Below are 20993 nucleotides of genomic sequence, written 5' to 3'. Positions count from 1 at the left end.
CTATAAAAGGCGGAAAAAAACTGGGCAAGCAACCGCAAGCCCGCGCTCACCGGATCAATGAAGAGATCCGTCTGAAAGAAGTTCGTCTGACTGGTCTGGATGGTGAAGCCATTGGCATTACCTCCATTCAGGATGCTCTGAACTTGGCCGCAGAGGCCGGAGTTGATCTGGTCGAGATCAGTCCAAATGCTGAGCCGCCCGTTTGCCGGATCATGGATTACGGCAAATTCCTCTACGAAAAGAGCAAAACAACCAAAGAACAGAAGAAAAAGCAGAAAGTCGTCCAGGTTAAGGAAATCAAATTCCGTCCTGGCACTGACGAAGGCGACTATCAGGTAAAACTACGCAACCTGGTTCGCTTTCTGGAAGACGGGGACAAGGCTAAGGTCACCCTGCGCTTCCGTGGTCGTGAAATGGCCCACCAGGATCTTGGTATCAAGGTTCTGGAGCGCGTCAAGAACGATCTGGAAGAGTTGGCCGTAGTCGAGTCGTTCCCGAAAGTCGAAGGCCGTCAAGCTGTGATGGTCCTCGCACCTAAGAAGAAATCTTAAGGCCCACAAGAAATTGACTCATGGGGCTTGCCCCATGAGTCGGTTCGCCTTGCGATTTTGTTGTCACTCACAATGCGGAGTATGAAATGCCGAAGATGAAAACCAACCGGGGTGCTGCAAAGCGCTTCAAAAAGACTGGCTCGGGTCGCTTCAAGTGCAAGCACAACCACCTGCGTCACATCCTGACCAAGAAGAGCAGCAAGCGTAAGCGTCAGCTGGGGCCGAAATTCATGGTTTCTGCTGCCGACCACAAACGTGTTGTCGCTTGTCTGCCGTACGCATAAGGGGGGATGTGAAAAATGCCAAGAGTTAAACGTGGTGTGACTGCTCGAGCTCGTCACAAGAAAGTAATGAAAGCCGCCAAAGGTTACTACGGCGCACGTTCCCGTGTTTACCGCGTAGCGGTACAAGCGGTAACCAAAGCTGGTCAGTATGCCTACCGTGACCGTCGTCAGAAAAAGCGTCAGTTCCGTCAGCTGTGGATTGCGCGTATCAACGCTGCAGCCCGTCAGAACGGTCTGTCCTACAGCCGTCTGATCAACGGTCTGAAGAAGGCTTCTATCGAGATCGATCGCAAGATCCTGTCCGATATCGCCGTTCACGACAAAATGGCTTTCACCGCCCTGGTTGAAAAAGCTAAAGCAGCTCTGGTTTAATCCAGTTCTGTTATAAACGCTAAAAGGAGGCTCAGGCCTCCTTTTTTGCGTTTGTCATTCACGGTTTCACATTACTTTTCCCTTTCTCCCATCCATATTCTGTCCACTGTTTTACACGCGCTACAGTTTTCTCCACACAAGGCGATATGTGCGAGATGACCTGTTCTACAAATGGGTTTATATGCCAACAAACTGCGTGTTTGTTCTAGTATTTCAGAAGTGGCGGTGAACAGATGAGACTCGCTTGATATAACAAAATGATTTGTAGGGAGAAAAGCCAACCTTAGCTATGGTCAGCGAAGGGGCTTTTTTTGTATTATTCCCCTCTTGACCTTATTTAGCCTAAAGGCTCCTGTACCGGGAGTGGTGACGAGGAAGACATGCAACAGCTTGAAGAAGTAGTCGGCCAAGCCAGAGCCGAAATAGAGGGCGTGAGCGATATCGCGACCCTCGACGAAATCCGGGTCAAATATCTGGGTAAAAAGGGCTTTTTTACCGAGCAGATGAAGGGCCTGGGTGCCTTGTCTGCCGAAGAGCGTCCCGCCGCGGGCGCTGTGATCAACCAGGCAAAACAACAGGTTCAGGATGCGCTGAACGAGCGTCGTGAAGCGCTCGAAGTTGCCGTGCTGAACCAGAAGCTGGCAGCCGAGACCATCGACGTCAGCCTGCCGGGCCGTCGTATCGAGAATGGCGGTTTGCACCCGGTAACCCGCACCATAGAGCGCATCGAGCGCCTGTTTGGCGAGATGGGCTTCAAGGTGGCCCGAGGCCCCGAGATTGAAGATGGCTTCCACAACTTCGATGCGCTGAATATTCCGGCACACCACCCGGCGCGTACCGATCACGATACCTTTTACTTCAATCCTGATCTGATGCTGCGTACCCACACCTCCGGTGTGCAGATCCGCACCATGCAGCAGCAACAGCCGCCGATCCGCATCATTGCACCGGGCCGCGTCTATCGTAACGACTACGACATGACCCACACCCCGATGTTCCATCAGGTTGAAGGTCTGCTGGTTGACGAGCATGCCAGCTTTACCGAGCTGAAGGGCATTCTGCACGACTTCCTGCGCAACTACTTCGAGGAAGACCTGACCATTCGCTTCCGTCCTTCCTACTTCCCGTTCACCGAGCCGAGCGCCGAAGTGGACGTGATGGGCAAGAACGGCAAGTGGCTGGAAGTGCTGGGTTGCGGCATGGTGCACCCGAACGTACTGCGTTCGGTCGGTATCGATCCGGAAAAATACTCCGGCTTTGCCTTCGGCATGGGCGTTGAGCGCCTGACCATGCTGCGTTACGGGGTCAACGACCTGCGTGCCTTCTTCGAAAACGACCTGCGCTTCCTCAAGCAGTTCAAGTAAGGGCGAGAGAACATGAAATTCAGTAAATCCTGGGTGATGGAGTGGGTCCGCACCGAGTTGAGTGACAACGCGCTGGCCGAGCAGATCACCATGGCTGGTCTGGAAGTGGACGCCGTGGAAGCGGTTGCTGGCCAGTTCAACAATGTGGTGGTGGGTGAAGTGGTCGAGTGCGCCCAGCATCCGGATGCCGACAAACTGCGGGTGACCAAGGTCAACGTGGGTGAAGCCGAGCTGCTGGACATCGTCTGCGGCGCGCCGAACTGCCGCCAAGGCTTGAAAGTGTGTGTTGCCAAAGTAGGGGCGACCCTGCCGGGTGATTTCACCATCAAGAAAGCCAAGCTGCGTGGCCAGCCGTCCCACGGCATGCTCTGCTCCTTCAGCGAGCTGGGTATCGACGTCGACGCCGATGGCATCATCGAGCTGCCGCTTGATGCCCCCATCGGGACCGATATCCGTGAATACCTCGCGCTCAACGACGTCAGCATCGATGTGGATCTGACCCCGAACCGTGCCGACTGCCTCGGCATCGCGGGTCTGGCCCGTGAAATCGGCGTGCTCAACAGCGTGGACGTGGTCGAGCCGACCTGGGCGCCAGCTGTTGCCACCATCGACGCTACCTTCCCGATCCGGGTTGAAGCGCCGGCAGATTGCCCCCGTTATCTGGGCCGTGTCATCAAGGGGCTGAACCTGCACGCCCAGAGCCCGCTCTGGATGCAGGAGAAGCTGCGCCGTGGCGGCATCCGTTCCATCGACGCCATCGTCGACATCACCAACTACCTGCTGCTGGAATACGGTCAGCCGATGCACGCCTTCGACCTGGCCACGCTTGAAGGGGAACTGGTGGTGCGCCGTGCCCACGCTGATGAGCCGATGACTCTGCTCGACGGCAACGAAGTGAAGCTCAAAGAGACTACTCTGGTGATTGCCGATGCCAAAGGCCCTGCCTGCATGGCCGGCATCTTCGGCGGCGATCGCACCGGCGTTTCCGAGACCACTACCGACATCCTGCTGGAGTGCGCCTTCTTCGCGCCGCTCTCCATCACCGGCCGTGCCCGTGCCTACGGTCTGCACACCGACTCCTCCCACCGCTTCGAGCGCGGGGTGGATCCCGAGCTGCAGGCCAAGGTGATGGATCGTGCCACCCGTCTGCTGCTGGATATCTGCGGCGGTGAAGCGGGTCCGGTCATCGAGGTCAAATCCGATGCCCATCTGCCGAAAGCGGCACCCATCAAGCTGCGTCGCAGCAAGCTCGACAAGGTGATCGGTATCAGCGTGGCGGATGCTCAAGTGGTCGAAATTCTGACTCGCCTTGGCATGCAGGTTACTGTGGATGCTGACGGTTGGACTGCGTTGGCGCCCTCCTGGCGTTTCGATATCGCCATTGAGGAAGACCTCATCGAGGAAGTGGCTCGCATCTACGGCTACAACAACATCCCGAACCTGAAACCGGCCGCCTCTCTGGCGATGGTTGAGCAGGCAGAAGGGCAGGTGACCTTGAAGCGCGTGCGCGACCTGCTGGTTGACCGCGGTTTCCAGGAAGCGATCACCTACAGCTTCGTCGATCCCAAGACCCAGCAAACCCTGTTCCCGCAGAGCGATGCCATCGTGCTGCCGAACCCGATCTCGGTCGAGATGTCCGCCATGCGTGTCTCTCTGTTCCCGGGTCTGGTGCAGGCCGTCGTTTACAACCAGAACCGTCAGCAGCCGCGCGTGCGTCTGTTCGAGCAGGGTCTGCGTTTCATCAAGGATGAAAGTGCCGAGAATGGCATCCGTCAGGAGCCGATGCTGGCCGGTATCATCACTGGCAACCAGAGCGACGAGCACTGGGACATCAAAACCCGCGCAGCCGACTTCTTTGATTTGAAAGGGGATCTGGAAGCGGTGCTGGACTTGACCGCCGAAGGGGCCACCTTTACCTTCGAGCGCACCGAGCACAGCGCCCTGCACCCGGGCCAGAGCGCAGCCATCCTGCGCAATGACGAGATCATCGGCCACATCGGCGTGATCCACCCGAGCCTCGAGAAGAAGCTGGGCCTCAAGAGCCGCGCGGTGATGTTTGAGCTGGAGCTGGACAAGCTGACCCCGGCCAAGGTGCCTGTGGCTGCCGAAGTTTCCAAGTTCCCGGCGAACCGTCGCGACATTGCCGTGGTGGTCGATCGTCAGGTTCTGGCAGGTGATGTGCTTGCGGTAATTAAAAAAGTTGGCGGAAATCAGGTAGTTGGAATAAACTTGTTTGACGTATACCAGGGTGCTGGTATGGCAGAGGACAAGAAGAGCCTGGCCATCAGTCTTGTATTGCAAGACACCCAGCGCACCCTGGAGGAGAAAGAGATTGCCGAGACCGTAGACAATGTCGTGCGGGCCCTTGGTGAAGAGTTGAATGCATCCTTGAGGGATTGATCTATGGCGCTTACCAAAGCCGACATTGCAGAGCACCTGTTCACCCAGCTCGGGATGAGCAAGCGTGAAGCCAAAGATATGGTGGAAGCCTTCTTTGAGGAAATCCGACAGGCGCTTGAGCGTGGTGAACAAATCAAGATTTCAGGCTTCGGTAACTTTGACCTTCGTGAGAAGAATCAGCGTCCCGGACGCAACCCCAAGACGGGCGAGGATATTCCGATCAGCGCCCGCCGCGTGGTGACCTTCCGGCCTGGCCAGAAGCTCAAGGCCAGGGTAGAAAATGTTGAACCCAACGAGTGATAAAAAGCCAGGCAGATGCCTGGCTTTTGTTTTCAGATGACCAAATTCCCCGTTTTTCTTCTGGGTGCCGTACTGGCACTGCCATTGCACGCCAAGCCTTTGCAGACCACAGTGCTGCCGTTGGCGCCGGCGACCCAAGCTTATGTAAATTCACTGAGTCAGCTTTCGCTCTGTTATCCTGCGACGCTTCCTCCACCATACCTGATGGCCGAGGGGGGACTGCTCAAGGATCGCCTCGCCCGGTTGCAGGAGCTGTTCCCGATTCCGCTTGTGCTCAAAGAGCTGCCCGATTGGCAGACATTGCGCAATGGGCTCGCAGAGGGTGACTGCGACATCATTCCCTATGTCGGAACCCGCAAGAAGGCCGTGGAGGGTATGCGGTTAAGTCGTCCGATGATGGAGACCGATGCCGCCATCCTCTACAAGGGTGAAAATCTCAAACAGGCCCGCTTTCTGGTCTACTCGGTGGCAGACTCTGCCCGCCTGCTACACGAGCTCTATCCCCAGGCACGCATTATTTCCCTACAAAGCGGAGAGAAGGTCTACGACGCGCTGCAGAGTGGCAAGGGTGATGCCTATCTGGGGGACTATCTGCAACTGCGCTATCTGATGCGCGAGTTTCCTGCCGATGGTTTGCGCCTGCGCCGCCTGTTTGGTGAGGATCGGATCATCAGCTATCGCCTGATGATGCGCGATCAGCCGGAGTTGGCCAATCTGGTGGACACCCTGATCCGTCATATGCCCGCCGGTACTATCTATACCGATCTTGCTCGCTATCTCGATCAGGGGTCGCTCTACGTCAACCAACCCCACTTCAGCGATACCGAGCAGGCCTGGTTATCCGGCCGCGGTCGCACCATTCGCCTGGTGGTCAATCCCGAGTTGATGCCCTATAGCGGCGTCAATGATCTCGGGGAGGCGAAAGGGTGGAGCGCGGATGTGCTGCGCTGGGTCACCCAGGAGACCGGCCTGAAATACAAGCTGGTGCCTGCCGCCAGCAAGGCGGAGGCCGTAGAAAAGCTGCGCCGTGGTGAGGCGGATATGATGGCCGGCTTGCCGGAATCCCCGGCATTGACGGATCAGTTCATTTTCAGTCGGACGATCTCCACCAACCGGTTTGCCTTGATCAGCAAGCGCAAGCTGGCTGCCGATCGCATCACCCAACTCAAACGGCAGCGTATTCTGGTGCCGGAATCCCTCTACGATCCCTCCTTGCTCGCCCTGCTCGGTGATCAGGAGTGGGTTCGCACCGACGGCCTCGAGCAGGGGCTTGCAGCGATCAAACAGGGCAAGGCTGACGCCATGCTGAGCGAGCTATATCAGCTGCAATATCCCCAGCGTACCAACTTGCTGGAAGGGCTCGATATCGAGGAGCTGGAAGATCGCTTCAGTCTTGGCTTTGCCATCAACAAGAGTCAGACCGAACTGGCCGGGGTGATGGATCGCAACCTGATGGCCCTGACCAGCACCCAGATCGACGAACTTAACCAGCGCTGGCGCCGCTTGCTCGTCGTGCAGCAGCCCGGCGTGAGCTACGCCGCCTGGTTTGGCTCCATCGCCATGGCACTGTTGATCAGCGGCATTGTCATCGGCGGGATCTGGCGCTCCCGCCAGCAACTGGCACGGGAAGTGGCCCAGCGTCACGCGGCCGAGAAGGCGCTGGCCATCGAGAGCGAGCTACGGGAAACAATGTTTCAGGCGTTGCCGGTGCCCGTCTATCTGCGCAATAGCCAGGGCAAGGTGATCAAATCCAATAAACAGGGGCGACGTCTGGCCCTGCGCTATTCACAACAGTTGATGCTGCCGCCGGTACAACCCCAGAAGAGTGAAGGAGAGCTGGTGCTGGGGGATCAGGTTTTCGCCTATGCCCAACATCCGCTGCGACTGGACAAGCAAGCACCTGCCACCGATCTCATCGCCCTGTCGGATATCAGTGTGCTGCGTGAGCAGGCCCGTTTCCTGCGTCAGGCAGAGCGCCGCCTGCGCGCCCTGACCAATACCGTTCCCGGCGTGGTGCTGCAGTTTATGTTCGAGCGGGGACGGGTAGGGGGGATCGAGTTTATCAGCCGGGGCTGTTACGAACTGCTGGGGCTGGCGAGCCAGCAGATCCGTCGTGAGCCCAAACGGGTGCTCATTATGCTGGAGCGCGAGGATCGCCGCCGGGTACGCCGTGAGATGTTCGCCATGTTGCAGGCTGGCAAACCCTTCGCATTCACCATGCGCTACCACCATCCGACCAAGGGTCTGCGCTGGTTGCAGCTCTATGGCCGTGGCCGCAGTCAGCCGCAGGGTTGGCGGATCTATGCGGTGATGCAGGATGCCACTACCAGGGTCGAGCAGGATCAGGCATTGCAGCACTCCCATGAGCAGGCGCAACAGGCAGTGCTGGCCAAGGGGCGCTTTCTGGCCGCCATCAGCCACGAGATCCGCACGCCGATGAACGCCATGCTCGGCTTGCTGGAGTGGCTGGCCAGTACTCCTTTGTCGAGAGAGCAAGACTCTGCGCTGGCGCGGGTGCGTCAGGCGGGGGATGAGCTGCTCGGCCTGCTCAACGATGTGCTCGACTTTAGCCGCAACGAAAACAGCAAACTCTCCCTCTCGCCGCAACCTACCGATTTTGCCGAGCTGTGCGAGCACGTGGCGGCAGTGCACTGGACCAAGGCGCGGGCCAAGGGATTGCAATTGCGCCTTAACTTGGATCCGGCTCTGCCAGCCCTGCAGACCCTCGACCCTCACCGGGTACGGCAAGTGCTCCACAACCTGCTCTCCAATGCCATCAAGTTCAGCCTGCGTGGGGAAGTGGTGCTGTGGGCCGAGGTGGTCGCATCGACCTTGCGCTTTGGTGTGGATGATCAGGGACCGGGGATCACCGCCAAGATGCGTACCACGCTCTTTATGCCGTTCGAGCAGTTTGCCGTTGAAGGCCAGCTGCGGGCGCCGGGCACCGGTCTTGGTCTGGCGATCTGCAAGCAGCTGATCGAGCAGATGGGGGGTCTTATCGATGTCGAGGGGCGTGCAGGTGGTGGTAGCCGCTTCTATTGCGAGTTGCCCCTGAAGCGGGTGCAGCAGGAGCCGGACTGGCTGCCCAATGTGCGGCAACTGGCACTCTCTTTACCCCACGATGAGGCGCAAGCGCTGTCGCCCTGGCTCAGTCGCTTGGGGATCGCCACCGTCAGCAACGCCGTTGATACGCTGCAAGCGGAGGTGGACGAGAAGGGGCTCTACTATTGGGCCTGGCAAGGGGAGTCCTGGGTGCCCGGGACCATCATCACCCTGCTGCAGCCACGGCTGACCCCGGATCAACCGGTCGCAGGCACCCAGCCCGGGCTCGGCATGCGGGTACTGCTGGTTGAAGATCACGATGTCAATCGCGAGCTGATCAGCCTGCAACTGGGGCAACTTGGTGCCAGCGTTATCACTGCCGCCAACGGGCAGCTGGCGCTGGAGATGCTGGCGCAGCAGGAGGTGGATTTTGTGCTGACCGATCTGCAGATGCCGGTGATGAACGGGGCCGAGCTGTGCAGGCAATTGCGCCAATCCGCCCGTTGGGCCCGTCTGCCGGTCTATGTGATCACCGCAGATCTCAGTGATCAGGCGGCAAGGGAGCTGCAATCCTGCGGTTGCGATGGCCATCTGGACAAGCCGGTCGCCCTCAAGGAGCTGGCGACCTTGCTGCGCCATATTGCCAAAGAGGGGAGCAATGCTGTCGCCCCGACACCGGTTACCTCGCTGCTGACCGATGAACTGGCCGCCCTTTATCTGAAGGCTACCCGTGATGATTTGGCCGAACTTGAGCGCTGCAGCACAGAAGAAGATGAAGTTGGCGTGAATGCTGCTTTACACAAGTTGAAGGGGGCCGCCAGAATGGTAGGGGCGACTGCGTTGGTGGCGGTCATTGAAGAGTGGCAACAGGCGCCCCATCCGATGCTGCAAGCCAGATTGAACCGGGCACTGGATGAGTTCAGCCAGCAGTTTTCAAAGAGGGCTCAAGATGATCATCACTGATGAAGAATTACTGGCGTTGCTCGATTCGGAAGAGCATGAGGCGGCAGGATTTTGCCCCATTGTGCTTTATGCCCTCGACAGCACCGCCCATGAGTTGGCCAGCACCATGACATTGCCCTCCTATGTCACGCTGCACCGTACCCGACCGGATGCCTGCTGGCAGTGGGAAGGGCTGTTTGCGGCCGGTGCCATTGCCCTTTACGACCCTGCCGCTCATCAGCAGGCGGACTACTTCCCCCAGTTGCAGCAGCATGAGGGAATTTACGCTATCGGCGAGGATTGGCTGGGGGGGCTTGCCGCCAGTAACCGTAACTGGTGCAACTGGCTGGCCGCTAACAAGGTGCTGCTGCTCGAGGATCACCCGTTTCAGGGGATGCAATTGCAACAGACCATCGCCGGGTTGGGGCTCTCCTGTCAGTGGGTACAGGATGAATCGGCCTGTCTTGCGGCATTGTCGGCGGGCGACATCAGCCTGCTGGTGTGCGATCTCAGCCTGGTGGAGCAAGATGCCATCAGTCTGCTGATGAACCAGCCCCAGTTGCAGGAGGCCGGGCTGCCCATTGTGCTGCTTTCGGCCCATGAGCAGACGCTGATCGACGGTGCCCGCCGCCTGCTGCACGATGCCGGTTTCAACATTCTGGCGGCATTGGCCAAACCACTCGATTGCGACGAACTGCTCAGGTTGCTGCGTCGACTCTATTTGGGCCCGCTCCGTCAGCAGCGCTTGAGCGGCCAGCGCCGCTCCATCCGCCGGTGGCAGGGGGAGGTGCAGGGTCAGCTTGGGCTGCTCTCCAGTCCCGCGACCCCTCATCCGGTCTGGCTGGCGGTAACGGGTTTACCCAGCCGCTGGGAGGCGCTCAAGGAGTGGCTGACGGAGCAGTCGCGTACCCCAGCCGAACTGACCCTGTTGATCCACCGTCGTGACCACCTGCTCGGCAATGCCGATCGCTTCGCGCTGGTGCTGCAAGCCAGTCTGGCGGGGAGCAAGCTGGCGCTGCTGCTCGATAACAGCCAGCATCTGCCATTCGATCTGCTGGAGCGTTTGCCGCTGCAAGCCTTGCTGCTGGGGCAGGGGATCTTGCCGGAGATGGAGTCCTTGACCGGTGACTCCCTGCAGGGACGCTTTATGGCCCGGGTTCGAGAGCTGGGGATTGCCGTCTATCTGGATGATCCTTACAACCTGCTCGACGTCGAAGTATGGCGAGAGCGCGGTATGACGGGGCGCTGGTAAGCCATGCCGCGCTACCTCTGCTGGCCCATGCACCGGGAGCGCCTTGGTAAAGGGCTGGAAGGCTGGCCCCATCCGGTTTCCCGGGCCGCGCTGCCACTGGCTATGGAGGTCTCCGGGGTGCCTTGCCTGCTGCGCGAGCTGCATGGGGTGGCGCCTGCCCGCATGCTGGCCGCTTACGATGCATTGAGTGAAGAAAGCATCTATCTGCGCTTTATGCGTCCGAAACGGACACCGCCACCGGAACAGGTGGCCCAATTTCTCAATTACCATCCCGAACAACAGATCTCGCTGTTGCTGACCGATCTGGCCGGTGAGCCGCTGGCTCAGGCGCAATCAATCCGCCGCCGCCTTCATCCCGATCGGGCGGAGTTTTCTTGCATCGTGGCGGATCACTTTCAGCACAAGGGGGCGGGGAGGCGCATTCTGCTGGCGCTGGCACTGCTGGCCAGAGCGGACGGGATCCGGGAGTGGACGGCGGAAGTGCTGGCCCAGAACCGGCCGATGCTGACTCTGCTCAAGCGCCTTGGCTTGCCGCTGACTCTGGTGACCGGACGGGAGATGGTCTTTGTCAGGCTGGATCTGTCGGTACTGGATGCCTGGTTACCCGTGCCGCCAGCGGCGCCGCTTAAGACCAAGGGCGAATAGTGACACTTTTTTCCCTGTGCTAAGGTCACATTTATTGTGCGGGGATAGACGGAGCAGCTTATGGCGCAGTCATATAAACATATCGTGATCCTGACCGGCGCGGGGATCTCTGCCGAATCCGGCATCAAGACTTTTCGTGCCTGCGACGGTTTGTGGGAAGAGCACAAGGTCGAGGATGTGGCGACCCCCGAGGGGTATGCCCGGGATCCCGAACTGGTGCTGCGCTTTTACAACTCCCGCCGCAAACAGCTGCAACAGCCCCAGGTTCACCCCAATCCGGCCCACTATGCGCTGGCCCGCCTCGAACGACTGCTGCCCGGTTCGGTGACTCTGGTCACCCAGAACATCGACAATCTGCACGAGAGCGCTGGCAGCAAGAACCTTATCCATATGCACGGCGAGCTGCTCAAGGCCCGCTGCCCCGAGTCCGGTCAGGTGATCGAGTGGCGTGGCGATCTCCATCAGGACGAGCTCTGCTCCTGCTGCCAGTTCCCCCAGCCGATGCGCCCCCATGTAGTCTGGTTTGGCGAAATGCCGCTCGGGCTGGATCGCATCTACAGCGCGCTTGCCCAGTGCGATCTCTTTATCTCCATCGGCACCTCTGGCGCTGTCTATCCGGCCGCCGGGTTTGTCCATGAAGCGGGCCTCAACGGGGCGCACACCATAGAGCTCAATCTCGAGCCGAGCGAAGTGGGCAGCCAGTTTGACGAAAAACGCTATGGCCCAGCCTCCCTGCTGGTGCCCGCCTATGTCGATGAGTTGCTGGAGGCGTGCGGCATTCATCAACCGAGGCAAGTCGAGGGACACAACTGGATGGAGATGCGCGGTCCCTGAGCTACTGTGCGACGGGACAGTTGCAATGGTTCGGTGAAATCGCCACACTGGCAACCATTAAAAAAATGGGACGCAGTTGGCGCAAATTACCATGACCGCAGTAAAGCAATGGATCGCTTTTTTTCTCCTGATGCTGGCCAGTGCCAGCGCATCGGCCTCCATCCCCCTGATGACCCTGGTACTGCCAGATGGCCAGCAGGTGACCCTCGATGAGGCGGCTCTCTCCGCCTTGCCACAGACCGAATTCACCACGACTACCCCCTGGACTCAGGGCGCCCACCACTATCGCGGGCCGACCCTGTCAGCCGTGCTGGCGGCGCAAGGGATCCCGGATGCTCGCAAGATCGCCGTCTCGGCCCTCAACGGCTATCAGCAGGTGGTGGATCTGGCCCTGTTCGACGGCGTGCCGCTGACCCTGGTGCGTCAGGAGGACGGCAAACCGCTGACCCGGCGCAACAAGGGGCCGCTCTGGCTGCTCATCCCGTTCACCACCTATCCCAAGCTGGACGTCCCAGCCATTCACAACTGCATGGTGTGGCAGGTGACCCGCATCGAGATCGTCGATTGATGGGGCTATCCCGCCAAAATCTGCTGTTGGTTGCGGTGTCGCTGCTGTTTCTGCTCTCGTCGGGCAGCAGCCTCTATCTGCAGTATCGGCAGGAGCAGCTGGTCGATACTTTCTACCGCAATGTCCACTGGAACATCAGCCAGGTTATGCTCGAATCCCAGCGTTTCCTCTACGACCTGCAGCTCTACCGGGCTGGCAGACTGTCGATGGAGACCCTGAGCCTAGATTACGATCTGCTGTGGAACCGGCTCGACATCTTCCTCATCAGCAGTGAAACCGCCGAGATGCGCCAGCGGCACGGGCTCGGCAAGGTGCTGGCCACCCTGTTCGAGCAGATCAAGCAGCTCGAACCCCAGATGGAGGCCGGTGCGCTGCGCGAGGGGGCTGAGCTTGCCCGCTTGCAGGAGGCGATCGCCAGCCAGACCCGTCTCATCGAACAGATAGGGGATCAGATCCTCTCCGGCCAGGAGCGGGAGCATTCGGTCAGCCAAATCCGCAACAGCCTGTTCTGGCTGCAGATCTGGCAACTGATCCTGCTACTGACCGGTGGCGCTCTGGTCGCTGCCCTCATTCGCGCCAATCTGGCGAACCGTCGGCTTGCCCTGCTCGATCCCCTGACCCAGCTTGGCAACCGCCGTGCTCTGCAGGAGCAGCTCTCTCGCGCTCTGCATGCCGATGATGTGAGCGCCCTGGTGGTGCTCGATCTCAAGCGCTTCAAGCAGGTCAATGATCTGCTGGGTTATCAGGTCGGTGATCGGCTGTTGCAGATGGTGGCCAACAAGCTGCAGCAGGCCCATGGCAGCCACGCTTACCGGCTCGGCGGAGATGAATTTGCCGTGGTGCTGACCAAGGCGGATGATGCGCTGGAAACCGCCATTCATGAGCTGGTGGATCTGCTCCATTTCGAGTTCGTGACCCGGGAGTGCAGCTTCGATCTGGCCTGTCGGCTCGGGGTTGCCAAGGCGCAGCAACAGGATGCCGCCCGGTTGCTGGATCAGGCCATCCTGGCCCTTAACCAGGCCAAGCGTAGTCAGGAGGGGGCGATCAGCTGGTTTGAGCCTGCCATGCTGCAGCAGTTGCAGTTGAGTCAGCAGCAGCTTCATCAGCTGCGAGAGTGGCTAGCGGGGCGCGAGCCAGCACCGCTGCGAGTGGCATTGCAGGCGCTGACGGACGGGCAGGGCAACGAGATGTGGCAATTGGCGCTTGAGTGGGGTGAGCAGGGAGTGCCCTGCCACATGCGCTGGCTGCAGGATTGCGGTGTGCTGGGGCCCGTGTTGGCCCGGGTGCTGCAAACGCACGAGGCGCAGTATGCCGATGGTCGGGCACTGCTGGTCCCGCTCGACAACCAGGCCCAGCTGACCCATCTACTGGCCTATCTGCCGGGGTCTTCCCGCACGCCGCTGGTGTTGCTGATACCAACGCTGCAGCCGGATGGTGTCTTGCTGGCGGGATTGCGGCAGCAGGGTTGCACTCTGGCGCTCAGAGAGATTGGCAGCACCACCTCGGCGCAGCTGGCAGCCGGCTGGCCTGTTCGCTACTGGTTGCCGCAGGGTGATGATGATGGCGAGTTGTTGCAGCCTCTGGCCAGACGATTGGGGCTGGTGCCACTGCAAGTGCTGGCAGCCAGGGAGACCCGGTCGCTGGCCTGAGGGCAAAAAGCGGTATTGCACCGGCAAGAGACAGAATGAAACAAGGCGACCTCGGGGTCGCCTTGTTCTTTTGTTGCCCCTGAAAATCAGGGGCGGGGGGCGCAGGATTGCCTGATCACCAGGTCCGGGTCGACGGTGATCAGGTGGTTCTCCACCGCTTCGCCGTTGATCCGCGCCAACAGGCGGGTGACGGCGAGGCGCCCCAGCTCCTCTTTGGGCTGGTTGACGGTGGTGAGCGGCGGCGACATAAATTCGGCCAGCGCCACATTGTCATAGCCGACGATGGAGATATCCCGCGGGATCACCAGCCCCGCCTGATGGGCGGCACTGATGGCACCCATCGCCATCATATCGTTGCAGACAAAGAGGGCGGTGGGGCGCTCGGGCAATGCCAGCAGACGAGTCATCGCCTGATGGCCGCTGGCGCAGTCAAAGTCCCCCTCCTGGATCCACTCTTGATTGATCGTGAGACCCGCCTCCTGCAACGCCTGCTCGAAGCCAGCTTGGCGCTGGTTGGCGGGGGCGCGGCTATGGGGACCTGTGATACAGCCGATGGCGGTATGGCCCAGCTCAATCAGATGGCGGGTTGCGAGATAACCGCCGTGGAAGGAGTTGTCGGCGATAAGGTCTACATCCTTGCTGACCAGACCCCAATCCATCACCACCACCGGCAGGCTCTTGAGCCAGTCGAGCTGGTTGAAGACCTCTTGTTGTCCTTCGCTACACATGATCAGCAGGCCATCGACCCGCTTGCGCAGCATCATCTTGAGGTAGGAGAGAGCGGTTTCCGCCTGACCCTCGGTGTTGCCCAGCATCAGGTTGTAGCCCTGCTCGAAGCAGTAGCGCTCCACCCCGCGCACCACCTCGGCAAAGAAGGGGTTGCTGGAGGTGGTGACCAGCATGCCGATACTGTTGGTCTCCTTCACCTTGAGGCTGCGGGCCACCAGACTCGGGGCATAGTTGAGCTCGCGCATGGCGGCGAAGACCCGTTCGCGGGTCTCCTCGGCCACAAAGCGGGTCTCGTTGATGACATGGGAGACGGTGGTGGTGGAGACCCCCGCCAGCGCCGCCACCTCCTTGATATTGGCCATCAGTGCCCCTGCGCAGTCTGCTCAAGCAGGAAGGTGTCGACCTCCTGCTTGCTCGGGATGGAGCTCTGGGCGCCGAACCGGGTGACGGAGAGCGCTGCGGCACCGTGGGCAAAGCGCACCGCGCTGTGGAAATCGGCTCCGGCCAGTTCCGCCGCCAGCAGGGCGCCGTTGAAGGTATCGCCCGCGGCAGTGGTATCCACCGCCTTGACCCGAAAGCCCGGGATCAGCTGTTGCTGCTGTGCGTTGCTGCAATAGACCCCCTGCGACCCCAGAGTGATCATCACATCCGCAATGCCCATCTGGTGGAAGCGGGCGGCCGCCTCGCGGGCGCTCGCTTCGTCGGTGACTTTTACGCCAGTCAACAGCTCGGCCTCGGTCTGGTTGGGGGTGATAAGGTCGACCAGTGCCAGCAGTTCGCTTGAGAGCGGACGGGCAGGGGCGGGGTTGAGCACCACCCGGGTGCCGTGGGCGCGAGCCAGGCGTGCAGCTTCGTGGACGCTCTCGAGCGGCACTTCCAGCTGCAACAGCAGGGTGTGGGCGTCAGCGATCATCGCTTCGTGGTTTTTCACCACGGTAGGGGTGATGGCCCCGTTCGCTTCGGCGGAGATACCTATGCTGTTCTCCCCCTCATCGCTCACATAGATGATGGCGATACCGGTCGGGAGCTTGGGATCGAGTTCGACGGCGCTCACGTCAATACCGTCTTTGGCAAAACCGCTCTTCATCTGGTGGCCGATGGCGTCATCACCGATGCGGGCGATAAAGGAGACGGGGGCGCCGAGGCGGGCGGCAGCGACTGCCTGATTGGCCCCCTTGCCACCCGGGACTACCTGATAGCTGTGGCCGGTCAGGGTTTCACCCGGGCGAGGAAAGTGGGGAACGCGCAGCACATGGTCTGCATTGACACTGCCCAGAACGACGAGACGATTCATGTTGACTACTCCTGATGCATCTTGGCTTGAACACGATGACTGAGTGAGTTCAAGCCGGGAGGCACCTGAACGAGAGGGAAAAGGGGAGGCGAACCTCCCCTCGAGCACTTACTTGCTGACCACTTGCAGCGGTACCGGAATGGATTTCTCGACCGGCTGACCTTTCAGCACCTTGTCGGCAGTCTCGACGCCGATGGCACCGATCAGCGCGGGCTGCTGGGCCACGGTGGCGGCCAGTTTACCCTTGGCAACGGCGGCTTTGCCATCGTCAGTGCCGTCGAAGCCGACGATCATCACCTCTTTACCGGCAGCCTGCACGGCGCGGATGGCACCCAGCGCCATTTCGTCGTTCTGGGCGAACACCGCCTGTACGGTCGGGTGGGCAGCCAGCAGGTTTTCCATGACGTTCAGACCCTTGGTGCGGTCAAAGTCGGCAGGCTGGGAAGCCAGCACCTGCAGCTTGTTGGCCGCTACGGCCAGGGCAAAACCTTCACCACGGTCGCGGGCGGCGGATGTACCGGCAATCCCTTCCAGCTGGATCACCTTGGCACCGGTACCCAGTTTCTCGGTGATAAAGTCACCGGCCAGCTTGCCGCCAGCCACGTTGTCGGAGGCAATGTGAGCCTTGACCTCACCCTGCGCGGCGCCGCGGTCCAGAGTCAGTACCGGAATGCTGGCACGGTTGGCCAGACGAATGGCGTTGCCGACCGCTTCGGAGTCGGTGGGGTTGATCAGGATGGCGCCGACCTTGCGCACGGTGAGATCTTCCATGTTGGAGAGTTCTTTGGCCGGGTCATTCTGGGAGTCCAGTACCACCAGCTCGTAGCCAAGCTCTTTGGCTTTGGCTTCGGCACCCTCTTTCATGGTGACGAAGAAGGGGTTATTGAGGGTGGAGACCACCATGGCCAGGGTTTGATCGGCGGCATGGGCGGTGCCCAGCACGGACATGATGGCGGCAGCGAGCAGGGTATTGAGCTTTTTCATCATTTCATTCCTTGTGTGTGGCTTGTCTTATCAACGATTGCTTTTGTTATCGATCATCACGGCAAGCAAGATCACGCTGGCCTTGGCGATCATCTGGTAATAGGAGGATACGTCGAGCAGGTTGAGGGCGTTGTTCAGGAAGCCGATGATCAAGGCACCGATCAGTGTCCCCATGATGCGGCCCTTGCCGCCCATCAGGCTGGTACCACCCAGCACCACAGCGGCGATGGCATCCAGCTCGTAACCCATGCCCGCCGTCGGCTGGGCAGAGGAGAGGCGAGAGGTAACGATAAGCCCTGCCAGTGCCGAGAGCGCGCCGCACAGACCATAGACCGCCAGCTTCACCCGATCCACATTGATGCCGGAGAGGCGGGTGGCAGACTCGTTGCCACCCAGCGCGTAGATGTAGCGACCGAGACGGGTATGGTTGAGCATGAACCAGGCGAGCAGGAAGACGATAGCCATCAGCCAGATGGGCACCGGCAGACCGAACAGGTAACCGGTACCAAGCCAAGCAAAGTGATCGGCGCCGTCACTGAAACCGGTGGAGATGGGGCGTCCCTCGGTATAGACCATGGTGATGCCGCGCAGAGCGGTCATGGTGACCAGGGTGGCGATAAATGCCTGTACCTTGCCCTTGGCAATGATGAGGCCGCTAACGCCGCCCAGCAGGGTACCGGCCCCCAGAGTGAGGGGCACCACCAGCCAGATGGGCAGCTCCATGGCGACCATGGTGGCAGCCAGCGCGCCGCACAGGGCCAGTACCGAGCCGACCGACAGATCGATACCGGCGGTAAGGATAACCAGCGTCATACCGACCGCCATGATGGCGTTGACCGAGGTCTGGCGCAGGATGTTGAGCAGGTTGTCGGCGGTGAAGAAGTTGGGGCTCAGAAAGGAGACCACACCAATCAGGACCAGCAGCGCGACCAGGGATTTGTTCTCGATCCACCACGCCTTGCTCATGACGCCACGGCGGGAAAGGGTTTGGGTTGTCATTGGGATGCCTCTTGCTCTGCTTGCCACTGTTTACCGACTGCCGCCGCCATCAGCTTCTCCTGATTGGCATCGCGGGTGTTGAACTCTGCGCTTATGCGCCCTTCGTGCATCACCATGATGCGATCACTCATGCCGAGCACTTCCGGCATCTCGGAGGAGACCAGAATGATGCTCATCCCCTCCTTCTTGAACTGGTTGATCAGCTGATAAATTTCCTTTTTCGCCCCCACGTCGACGCCGCGGGTCGGCTCGTCGAGGATCAGCACCTTCGGCCTTGTCAGCAGCCCCTTGGCGATGGCTACCTTCTGCTGGTTGCCGCCGGAGAGCAGCTTTATCAGCTGATCCTGACTCGGGGTCTTGATGTTGAACAGACGCACATAGTCGCTCACCGCCTGCCGCTCGGCCTTGCCGTTGATCTTGCCGTTGCTGATGAACTCGTCGAGGGCACACAGACTCATGTTTTCGCGCACCGACAGCTCCAGCACCAGCCCATCGCCCTTGCGATCTTCGGAGATATAGGCGATGCCGGCGGCCAGACCATCCGCCGGGCTTTTGGGCACCAGCGCATGACCGTCAACTTGCACTTCACCGGCGCTGATGGGGCTGGCGCCATAGATCAGCTTCATCAGCTCGGTACGGCCGGAGCCCATCAGGCCGCTAAAGCCCAGAATTTCCCCCTGACGCAGGGAGAAACTCACCCCGCGCACGCCGGGACCTGCCAGATCTTTCACCTGCAGGCTGACGGGGCCAAGCTCGCGCTCAAGTCGCGGATACTGCTCTTCCAGCCGGCGACCCACCATCATCTCGATGATCTTGTCCTCATCCAGATCGCTCACCGCCTTCTCGCCAATCCACTTGCCGTCCCGCAGCACGGTGACCCGATCGCAGATCTCGAAGATCTCTTTGAGGCGGTGGGAGATATAGACGATGCCGCAACCCTGCTCACGCAGCTCGCGGATCACCTTGAACAGCTGCTCGGTCTCGGTATCGGTCAACGCATCGGTCGGCTCGTCCATGATGATGACGCTGGCATCGAACGACAGCGCCTTGGCGATCTCCACCATCTGCTGTTCGCCGATGGAGAGATCCCCGAGCCGGGTATCCGGGCCATGCTTGACGCCAAGTCGCGCCAGCAGGCCGCTCGCCCGTTCGCGCAGCTGTTTGTGGTCGATGCTGCCAAAACGGGTACGGGGCTCGCGACCGAGGAAGATGTTGGCGGCAATCGATAACTCCGGCAGCAGGTTCAGCTCCTGATGGATGATGCTGATCCCCTGATCCTGAGAATCGCGCGGCCCCTTGAAGTGGACCGGCTGGCCGCGATAGCTGACGCTGCCCGCATCGGCCTGATAGATGCCGGTCAGCACCTTCATCAGGGTGGATTTGCCGGCGCCATTTTCACCGAGCAGGGCCATCACCTGGCCCGGATAGACCCGCAGACCCGCTTCGTCGAGGGCGCGCACACCGGGGAAAGTCTTGACGATCCCGGTCAGCTCCAGAATGGGTGATAAGGGGGAGGTTGTGCTCATTTGCAGCTTCCTTGAAGAGGCCTTCTTTGAAGAATGTCAGAACGCCACACCGGCGCAGAGGATCAGGTTGGCGTAGGGAGTCACCTCGCCGCTGCGCACGATTGCCTTGCTCTGGCGGGAGCGGGTTTTGAACTCCTCGTGCAGGCAGTATTCGATGGCTATGGGTTTGCCCTGGGCGGCTGCGTGGGCCTCAAGCTGATCGACCAGTGCCTGATGGGCGGCGGTGCTGATCTGCTTGATCTCGCTCGCCATGATCACCTTCTCCACCACCAGATCGGTGAGCAGGGCGGTCAGTACGGTTGCAAGGCTGGGCGTCCCCGCCATTAGCGCCAGATCGATCCGCTCCGGACCTGCCGGAATGGGCAAGCCTGCATCGCAGACGGTGATCTCGTCGGTGTGGCCCATCTGTGCCACCAGAGCACTCAGGGGAGCATTGAGCAGTACGCCTCGTTTCATACAGCACCTCATCAGGCCTTGGCCCGTCAATCTGTGAACCGCTAGGCAACCGGTTACGCAACCGGTTGCGTCATGGCACAAAGATAGGCCTTTTACTAAGGAAGGGCCACGGCAAAACCACGGAAATGTGAAAACGATCTCAAAGGCGGGGCAGGAAAGAGAAAGAAGGGTGCCAGCAGAGCCTCGGCACCCTTTCTATTGATTTTTTACTTAGTTGGAGAGGGCTTTGTTGACGGTCGGACGGGTCAGCATGCGGCGATAATGATCAGCCACTTTGGGGAATTCACTGATCTCGACCCCATCGCTTTTCAGCCAGCCCGCGACCACGAACAGATAGATATCCGCCACGCTGAACTGCTCACCCAGTACCCAGGGGCCTGCCAGATAGTGCTGCTCAATCTGGGCAAAGCCATCGCGCATATTGCTGGCGACTTTCTGCTGCATGGCGGCAATGGCCTGCTCGTCATCGGCCCAGCGGCTGCCACGGCGACCGTGGGCGTGGGAGACATGCACAGTGGAGGCGAGGAAGCTGTTGACCTCCTGCATGCGCGCCAGCAGGAACGGGTTGTCCAGCGGCGCCAGTTTGGCATCGGGGAAGCGCTGCGCCACATAGTACAGCAGGGCCGGGGTCTCGGTCAGGGTGCCCTGCTCGGTGACTAGGGCAGGCACCCGCCCTTTGGGGTTGATCCGACATTCCGCACCTGATTTAGGAATAAATTTGCCGATAGCGCTCACCCAATACCTCCAAAATGATCTGCTGGTCTCCTGTTAGCTCCGTTACTTGTGGCGGAGCTTCTCCCAG

General features: G+C 60.1%; 18 protein-coding genes and 1 pseudogene. 12 read left to right on the top strand and 7 right to left on the bottom strand.

Annotated elements, in window-relative coordinates; all coding sequences use genetic code 11:
* Positions 1-2 precede the first annotated feature (2 nt).
* From infC to OKC42_RS17335, 12 genes are all read left to right on the top strand, one after another.
* Positions 3-551 carry a translation initiation factor IF-3 gene (infC, locus tag OKC42_RS17390; protein WP_026034907.1) on the top strand — a complete coding sequence of 183 codons (549 nt, stop codon included), beginning with the start codon at positions 3-5 and terminating at the stop codon, positions 549-551.
* Positions 552-637: 86 nt separating this feature from the next.
* Entirely contained in the window at positions 638-835 is a 198-nt protein-coding gene (gene rpmI / locus OKC42_RS17385; RefSeq protein ID WP_005336688.1) for a 50S ribosomal protein L35, read from the top strand.
* A 15-nt stretch (positions 836-850) separates the two neighbouring features.
* Positions 851-1207, top strand: a complete 357-nt coding sequence (gene rplT / locus OKC42_RS17380) for a 50S ribosomal protein L20 (RefSeq protein WP_005336687.1) — start codon at positions 851-853, stop codon at positions 1205-1207.
* Between the two features lie 380 nt (positions 1208-1587).
* On the top strand, positions 1588-2571 hold the full coding sequence (gene pheS / locus OKC42_RS17375) for a phenylalanine--tRNA ligase subunit alpha (protein WP_005351972.1): 984 nt from the start codon (positions 1588-1590) through the stop codon (positions 2569-2571).
* 12 nt (positions 2572-2583) lie between these two features.
* On the top strand, positions 2584-4971 hold the full coding sequence (pheT, locus tag OKC42_RS17370) for a phenylalanine--tRNA ligase subunit beta (RefSeq protein WP_270820352.1): 2388 nt from the start codon (positions 2584-2586) through the stop codon (positions 4969-4971).
* Positions 4972-4974: 3 nt separating this feature from the next.
* Positions 4975-5271 carry an integration host factor subunit alpha gene (ihfA, locus tag OKC42_RS17365; RefSeq protein WP_270820349.1) on the top strand — a complete coding sequence of 99 codons (297 nt, stop codon included), beginning with the start codon at positions 4975-4977 and terminating at the stop codon, positions 5269-5271.
* A gap of 15 nt (positions 5272-5286) precedes the next feature.
* Entirely contained in the window at positions 5287-9276 is a 3990-nt protein-coding gene (locus OKC42_RS17360) for a response regulator (RefSeq protein WP_270820348.1), read from the top strand.
* Positions 9263-10507 (top strand): response regulator, encoded by a 1245-nt coding sequence (locus OKC42_RS17355; protein ID WP_270820347.1) that lies wholly within the window; start codon positions 9263-9265, stop codon positions 10505-10507. The genes OKC42_RS17360 and OKC42_RS17355 overlap by 14 nt, the downstream gene beginning before the upstream one ends.
* Positions 10508-10510: 3 nt before the next feature.
* A complete protein-coding gene (locus OKC42_RS17350; RefSeq protein WP_236317535.1) occupies positions 10511-11152 on the top strand; it encodes a GNAT family N-acetyltransferase in 642 nt (213 codons plus the stop codon).
* 60 nt (positions 11153-11212) lie between these two features.
* On the top strand, positions 11213-11986 hold the full coding sequence (gene cobB / locus OKC42_RS17345; RefSeq protein WP_005336680.1) for a Sir2 family NAD+-dependent deacetylase: 774 nt from the start codon (positions 11213-11215) through the stop codon (positions 11984-11986).
* A 91-nt stretch (positions 11987-12077) separates the two neighbouring features.
* A complete protein-coding gene (locus OKC42_RS17340) occupies positions 12078-12554 on the top strand; it encodes a hypothetical protein (protein WP_005336679.1) in 477 nt (158 codons plus the stop codon).
* Entirely contained in the window at positions 12554-14203 is a 1650-nt protein-coding gene (locus tag OKC42_RS17335) for a GGDEF domain-containing protein (RefSeq protein WP_270820343.1), read from the top strand. Before OKC42_RS17340 ends, OKC42_RS17335 begins: the two co-directional genes overlap by 1 nt.
* Before the next feature lie 86 nt (positions 14204-14289).
* Here OKC42_RS17335 and OKC42_RS17330 read toward each other — a convergent pair whose 3' ends face one another.
* From OKC42_RS17330 to OKC42_RS17300, 7 genes and pseudogenes are all read right to left on the bottom strand, one after another.
* Positions 14290-15294 carry a substrate-binding domain-containing protein gene (locus OKC42_RS17330; protein ID WP_204483504.1) on the bottom strand — a complete coding sequence of 335 codons (1005 nt, stop codon included), beginning with the start codon at positions 15292-15294 and terminating at the stop codon, positions 14290-14292.
* Positions 15294-16226, bottom strand: coding sequence for a ribokinase (rbsK, locus tag OKC42_RS17325; protein WP_270820341.1), 933 nt, complete (start codon positions 16224-16226; stop codon positions 15294-15296). Before rbsK ends, OKC42_RS17330 begins: the two co-directional genes overlap by 1 nt.
* Before the next feature lie 108 nt (positions 16227-16334).
* Positions 16335-17210 (bottom strand): ribose ABC transporter substrate-binding protein RbsB, encoded by an 876-nt coding sequence (rbsB, locus tag OKC42_RS17320; protein WP_005336672.1) that lies wholly within the window; start codon positions 17208-17210, stop codon positions 16335-16337.
* Between the two features lie 30 nt (positions 17211-17240).
* On the bottom strand, positions 17241-18209 hold the full coding sequence (gene rbsC / locus OKC42_RS17315; protein ID WP_167556405.1) for a ribose ABC transporter permease: 969 nt from the start codon (positions 18207-18209) through the stop codon (positions 17241-17243).
* The gene (gene rbsA / locus OKC42_RS17310; protein WP_270820340.1) at positions 18206-19735 is read right to left on the bottom strand and encodes a ribose ABC transporter ATP-binding protein RbsA; all 1530 of its coding nucleotides are present in this window, start codon (positions 19733-19735) and stop codon (positions 18206-18208) included. Before rbsA ends, rbsC begins: the two co-directional genes overlap by 4 nt.
* A gap of 36 nt (positions 19736-19771) precedes the next feature.
* Entirely contained in the window at positions 19772-20191 is a 420-nt protein-coding gene (gene rbsD / locus OKC42_RS17305; RefSeq protein ID WP_270820339.1) for a D-ribose pyranase, read from the bottom strand.
* A 210-nt stretch (positions 20192-20401) separates the two neighbouring features.
* Positions 20402-20890, bottom strand: a pseudogene (locus OKC42_RS17300) (glutathione S-transferase family protein); the annotation flags it as partial.
* Positions 20891-20993: the final 103 nt, after the last annotated feature.

The organism is Aeromonas sp. Y311-2, assembly GCF_027706025.1.
Classification (GTDB): domain Bacteria; phylum Pseudomonadota; class Gammaproteobacteria; order Enterobacterales; family Aeromonadaceae; genus Aeromonas; species Aeromonas veronii.
The sequence above is the reverse complement of the archived record's forward strand: the minus strand, read 5'-3'. Positions and strand labels throughout refer to the sequence as shown.

Bases quoted from the DNA above. Each gene is read 5' to 3' on its own strand.
- OKC42_RS17340 (WP_005336679.1), top strand. From the start codon at position 12,078: ATGACCGCAGTAAAGCAATGGATCGCTTTTTTTCTCCTGATGCTGGCC.
- rbsA (WP_270820340.1), bottom strand. From the start codon at position 19,735: ATGAGCACAACCTCCCCCTTATCACCCATTCTGGAGCTGACCGGGATC.
- ihfA (WP_270820349.1), top strand. From the start codon at position 4,975: ATGGCGCTTACCAAAGCCGACATTGCAGAGCACCTGTTCACCCAGCTC.
- pheS (WP_005351972.1), top strand. From the start codon at position 1,588: ATGCAACAGCTTGAAGAAGTAGTCGGCCAAGCCAGAGCCGAAATAGAG.
- rbsK (WP_270820341.1), bottom strand. From the start codon at position 16,226: ATGAATCGTCTCGTCGTTCTGGGCAGTGTCAATGCAGACCATGTGCTG.
- rbsD (WP_270820339.1), bottom strand. From the start codon at position 20,191: ATGAAACGAGGCGTACTGCTCAATGCTCCCCTGAGTGCTCTGGTGGCA.
- rbsB (WP_005336672.1), bottom strand. From the start codon at position 17,210: ATGAAAAAGCTCAATACCCTGCTCGCTGCCGCCATCATGTCCGTGCTG.
- cobB (WP_005336680.1), top strand. From the start codon at position 11,213: ATGGCGCAGTCATATAAACATATCGTGATCCTGACCGGCGCGGGGATC.
- rplT (WP_005336687.1), top strand. From the start codon at position 851: ATGCCAAGAGTTAAACGTGGTGTGACTGCTCGAGCTCGTCACAAGAAA.
- OKC42_RS17360 (WP_270820348.1), top strand. From the start codon at position 5,287: ATGCCTGGCTTTTGTTTTCAGATGACCAAATTCCCCGTTTTTCTTCTG.
- rbsC (WP_167556405.1), bottom strand. From the start codon at position 18,209: ATGACAACCCAAACCCTTTCCCGCCGTGGCGTCATGAGCAAGGCGTGG.
- pheT (WP_270820352.1), top strand. From the start codon at position 2,584: ATGAAATTCAGTAAATCCTGGGTGATGGAGTGGGTCCGCACCGAGTTG.
- OKC42_RS17350 (WP_236317535.1), top strand. From the start codon at position 10,511: ATGCCGCGCTACCTCTGCTGGCCCATGCACCGGGAGCGCCTTGGTAAA.
- OKC42_RS17335 (WP_270820343.1), top strand. From the start codon at position 12,554: ATGGGGCTATCCCGCCAAAATCTGCTGTTGGTTGCGGTGTCGCTGCTG.
- rpmI (WP_005336688.1), top strand. From the start codon at position 638: ATGCCGAAGATGAAAACCAACCGGGGTGCTGCAAAGCGCTTCAAAAAG.
- OKC42_RS17330 (WP_204483504.1), bottom strand. From the start codon at position 15,294: ATGGCCAATATCAAGGAGGTGGCGGCGCTGGCGGGGGTCTCCACCACC.
- OKC42_RS17355 (WP_270820347.1), top strand. From the start codon at position 9,263: ATGATCATCACTGATGAAGAATTACTGGCGTTGCTCGATTCGGAAGAG.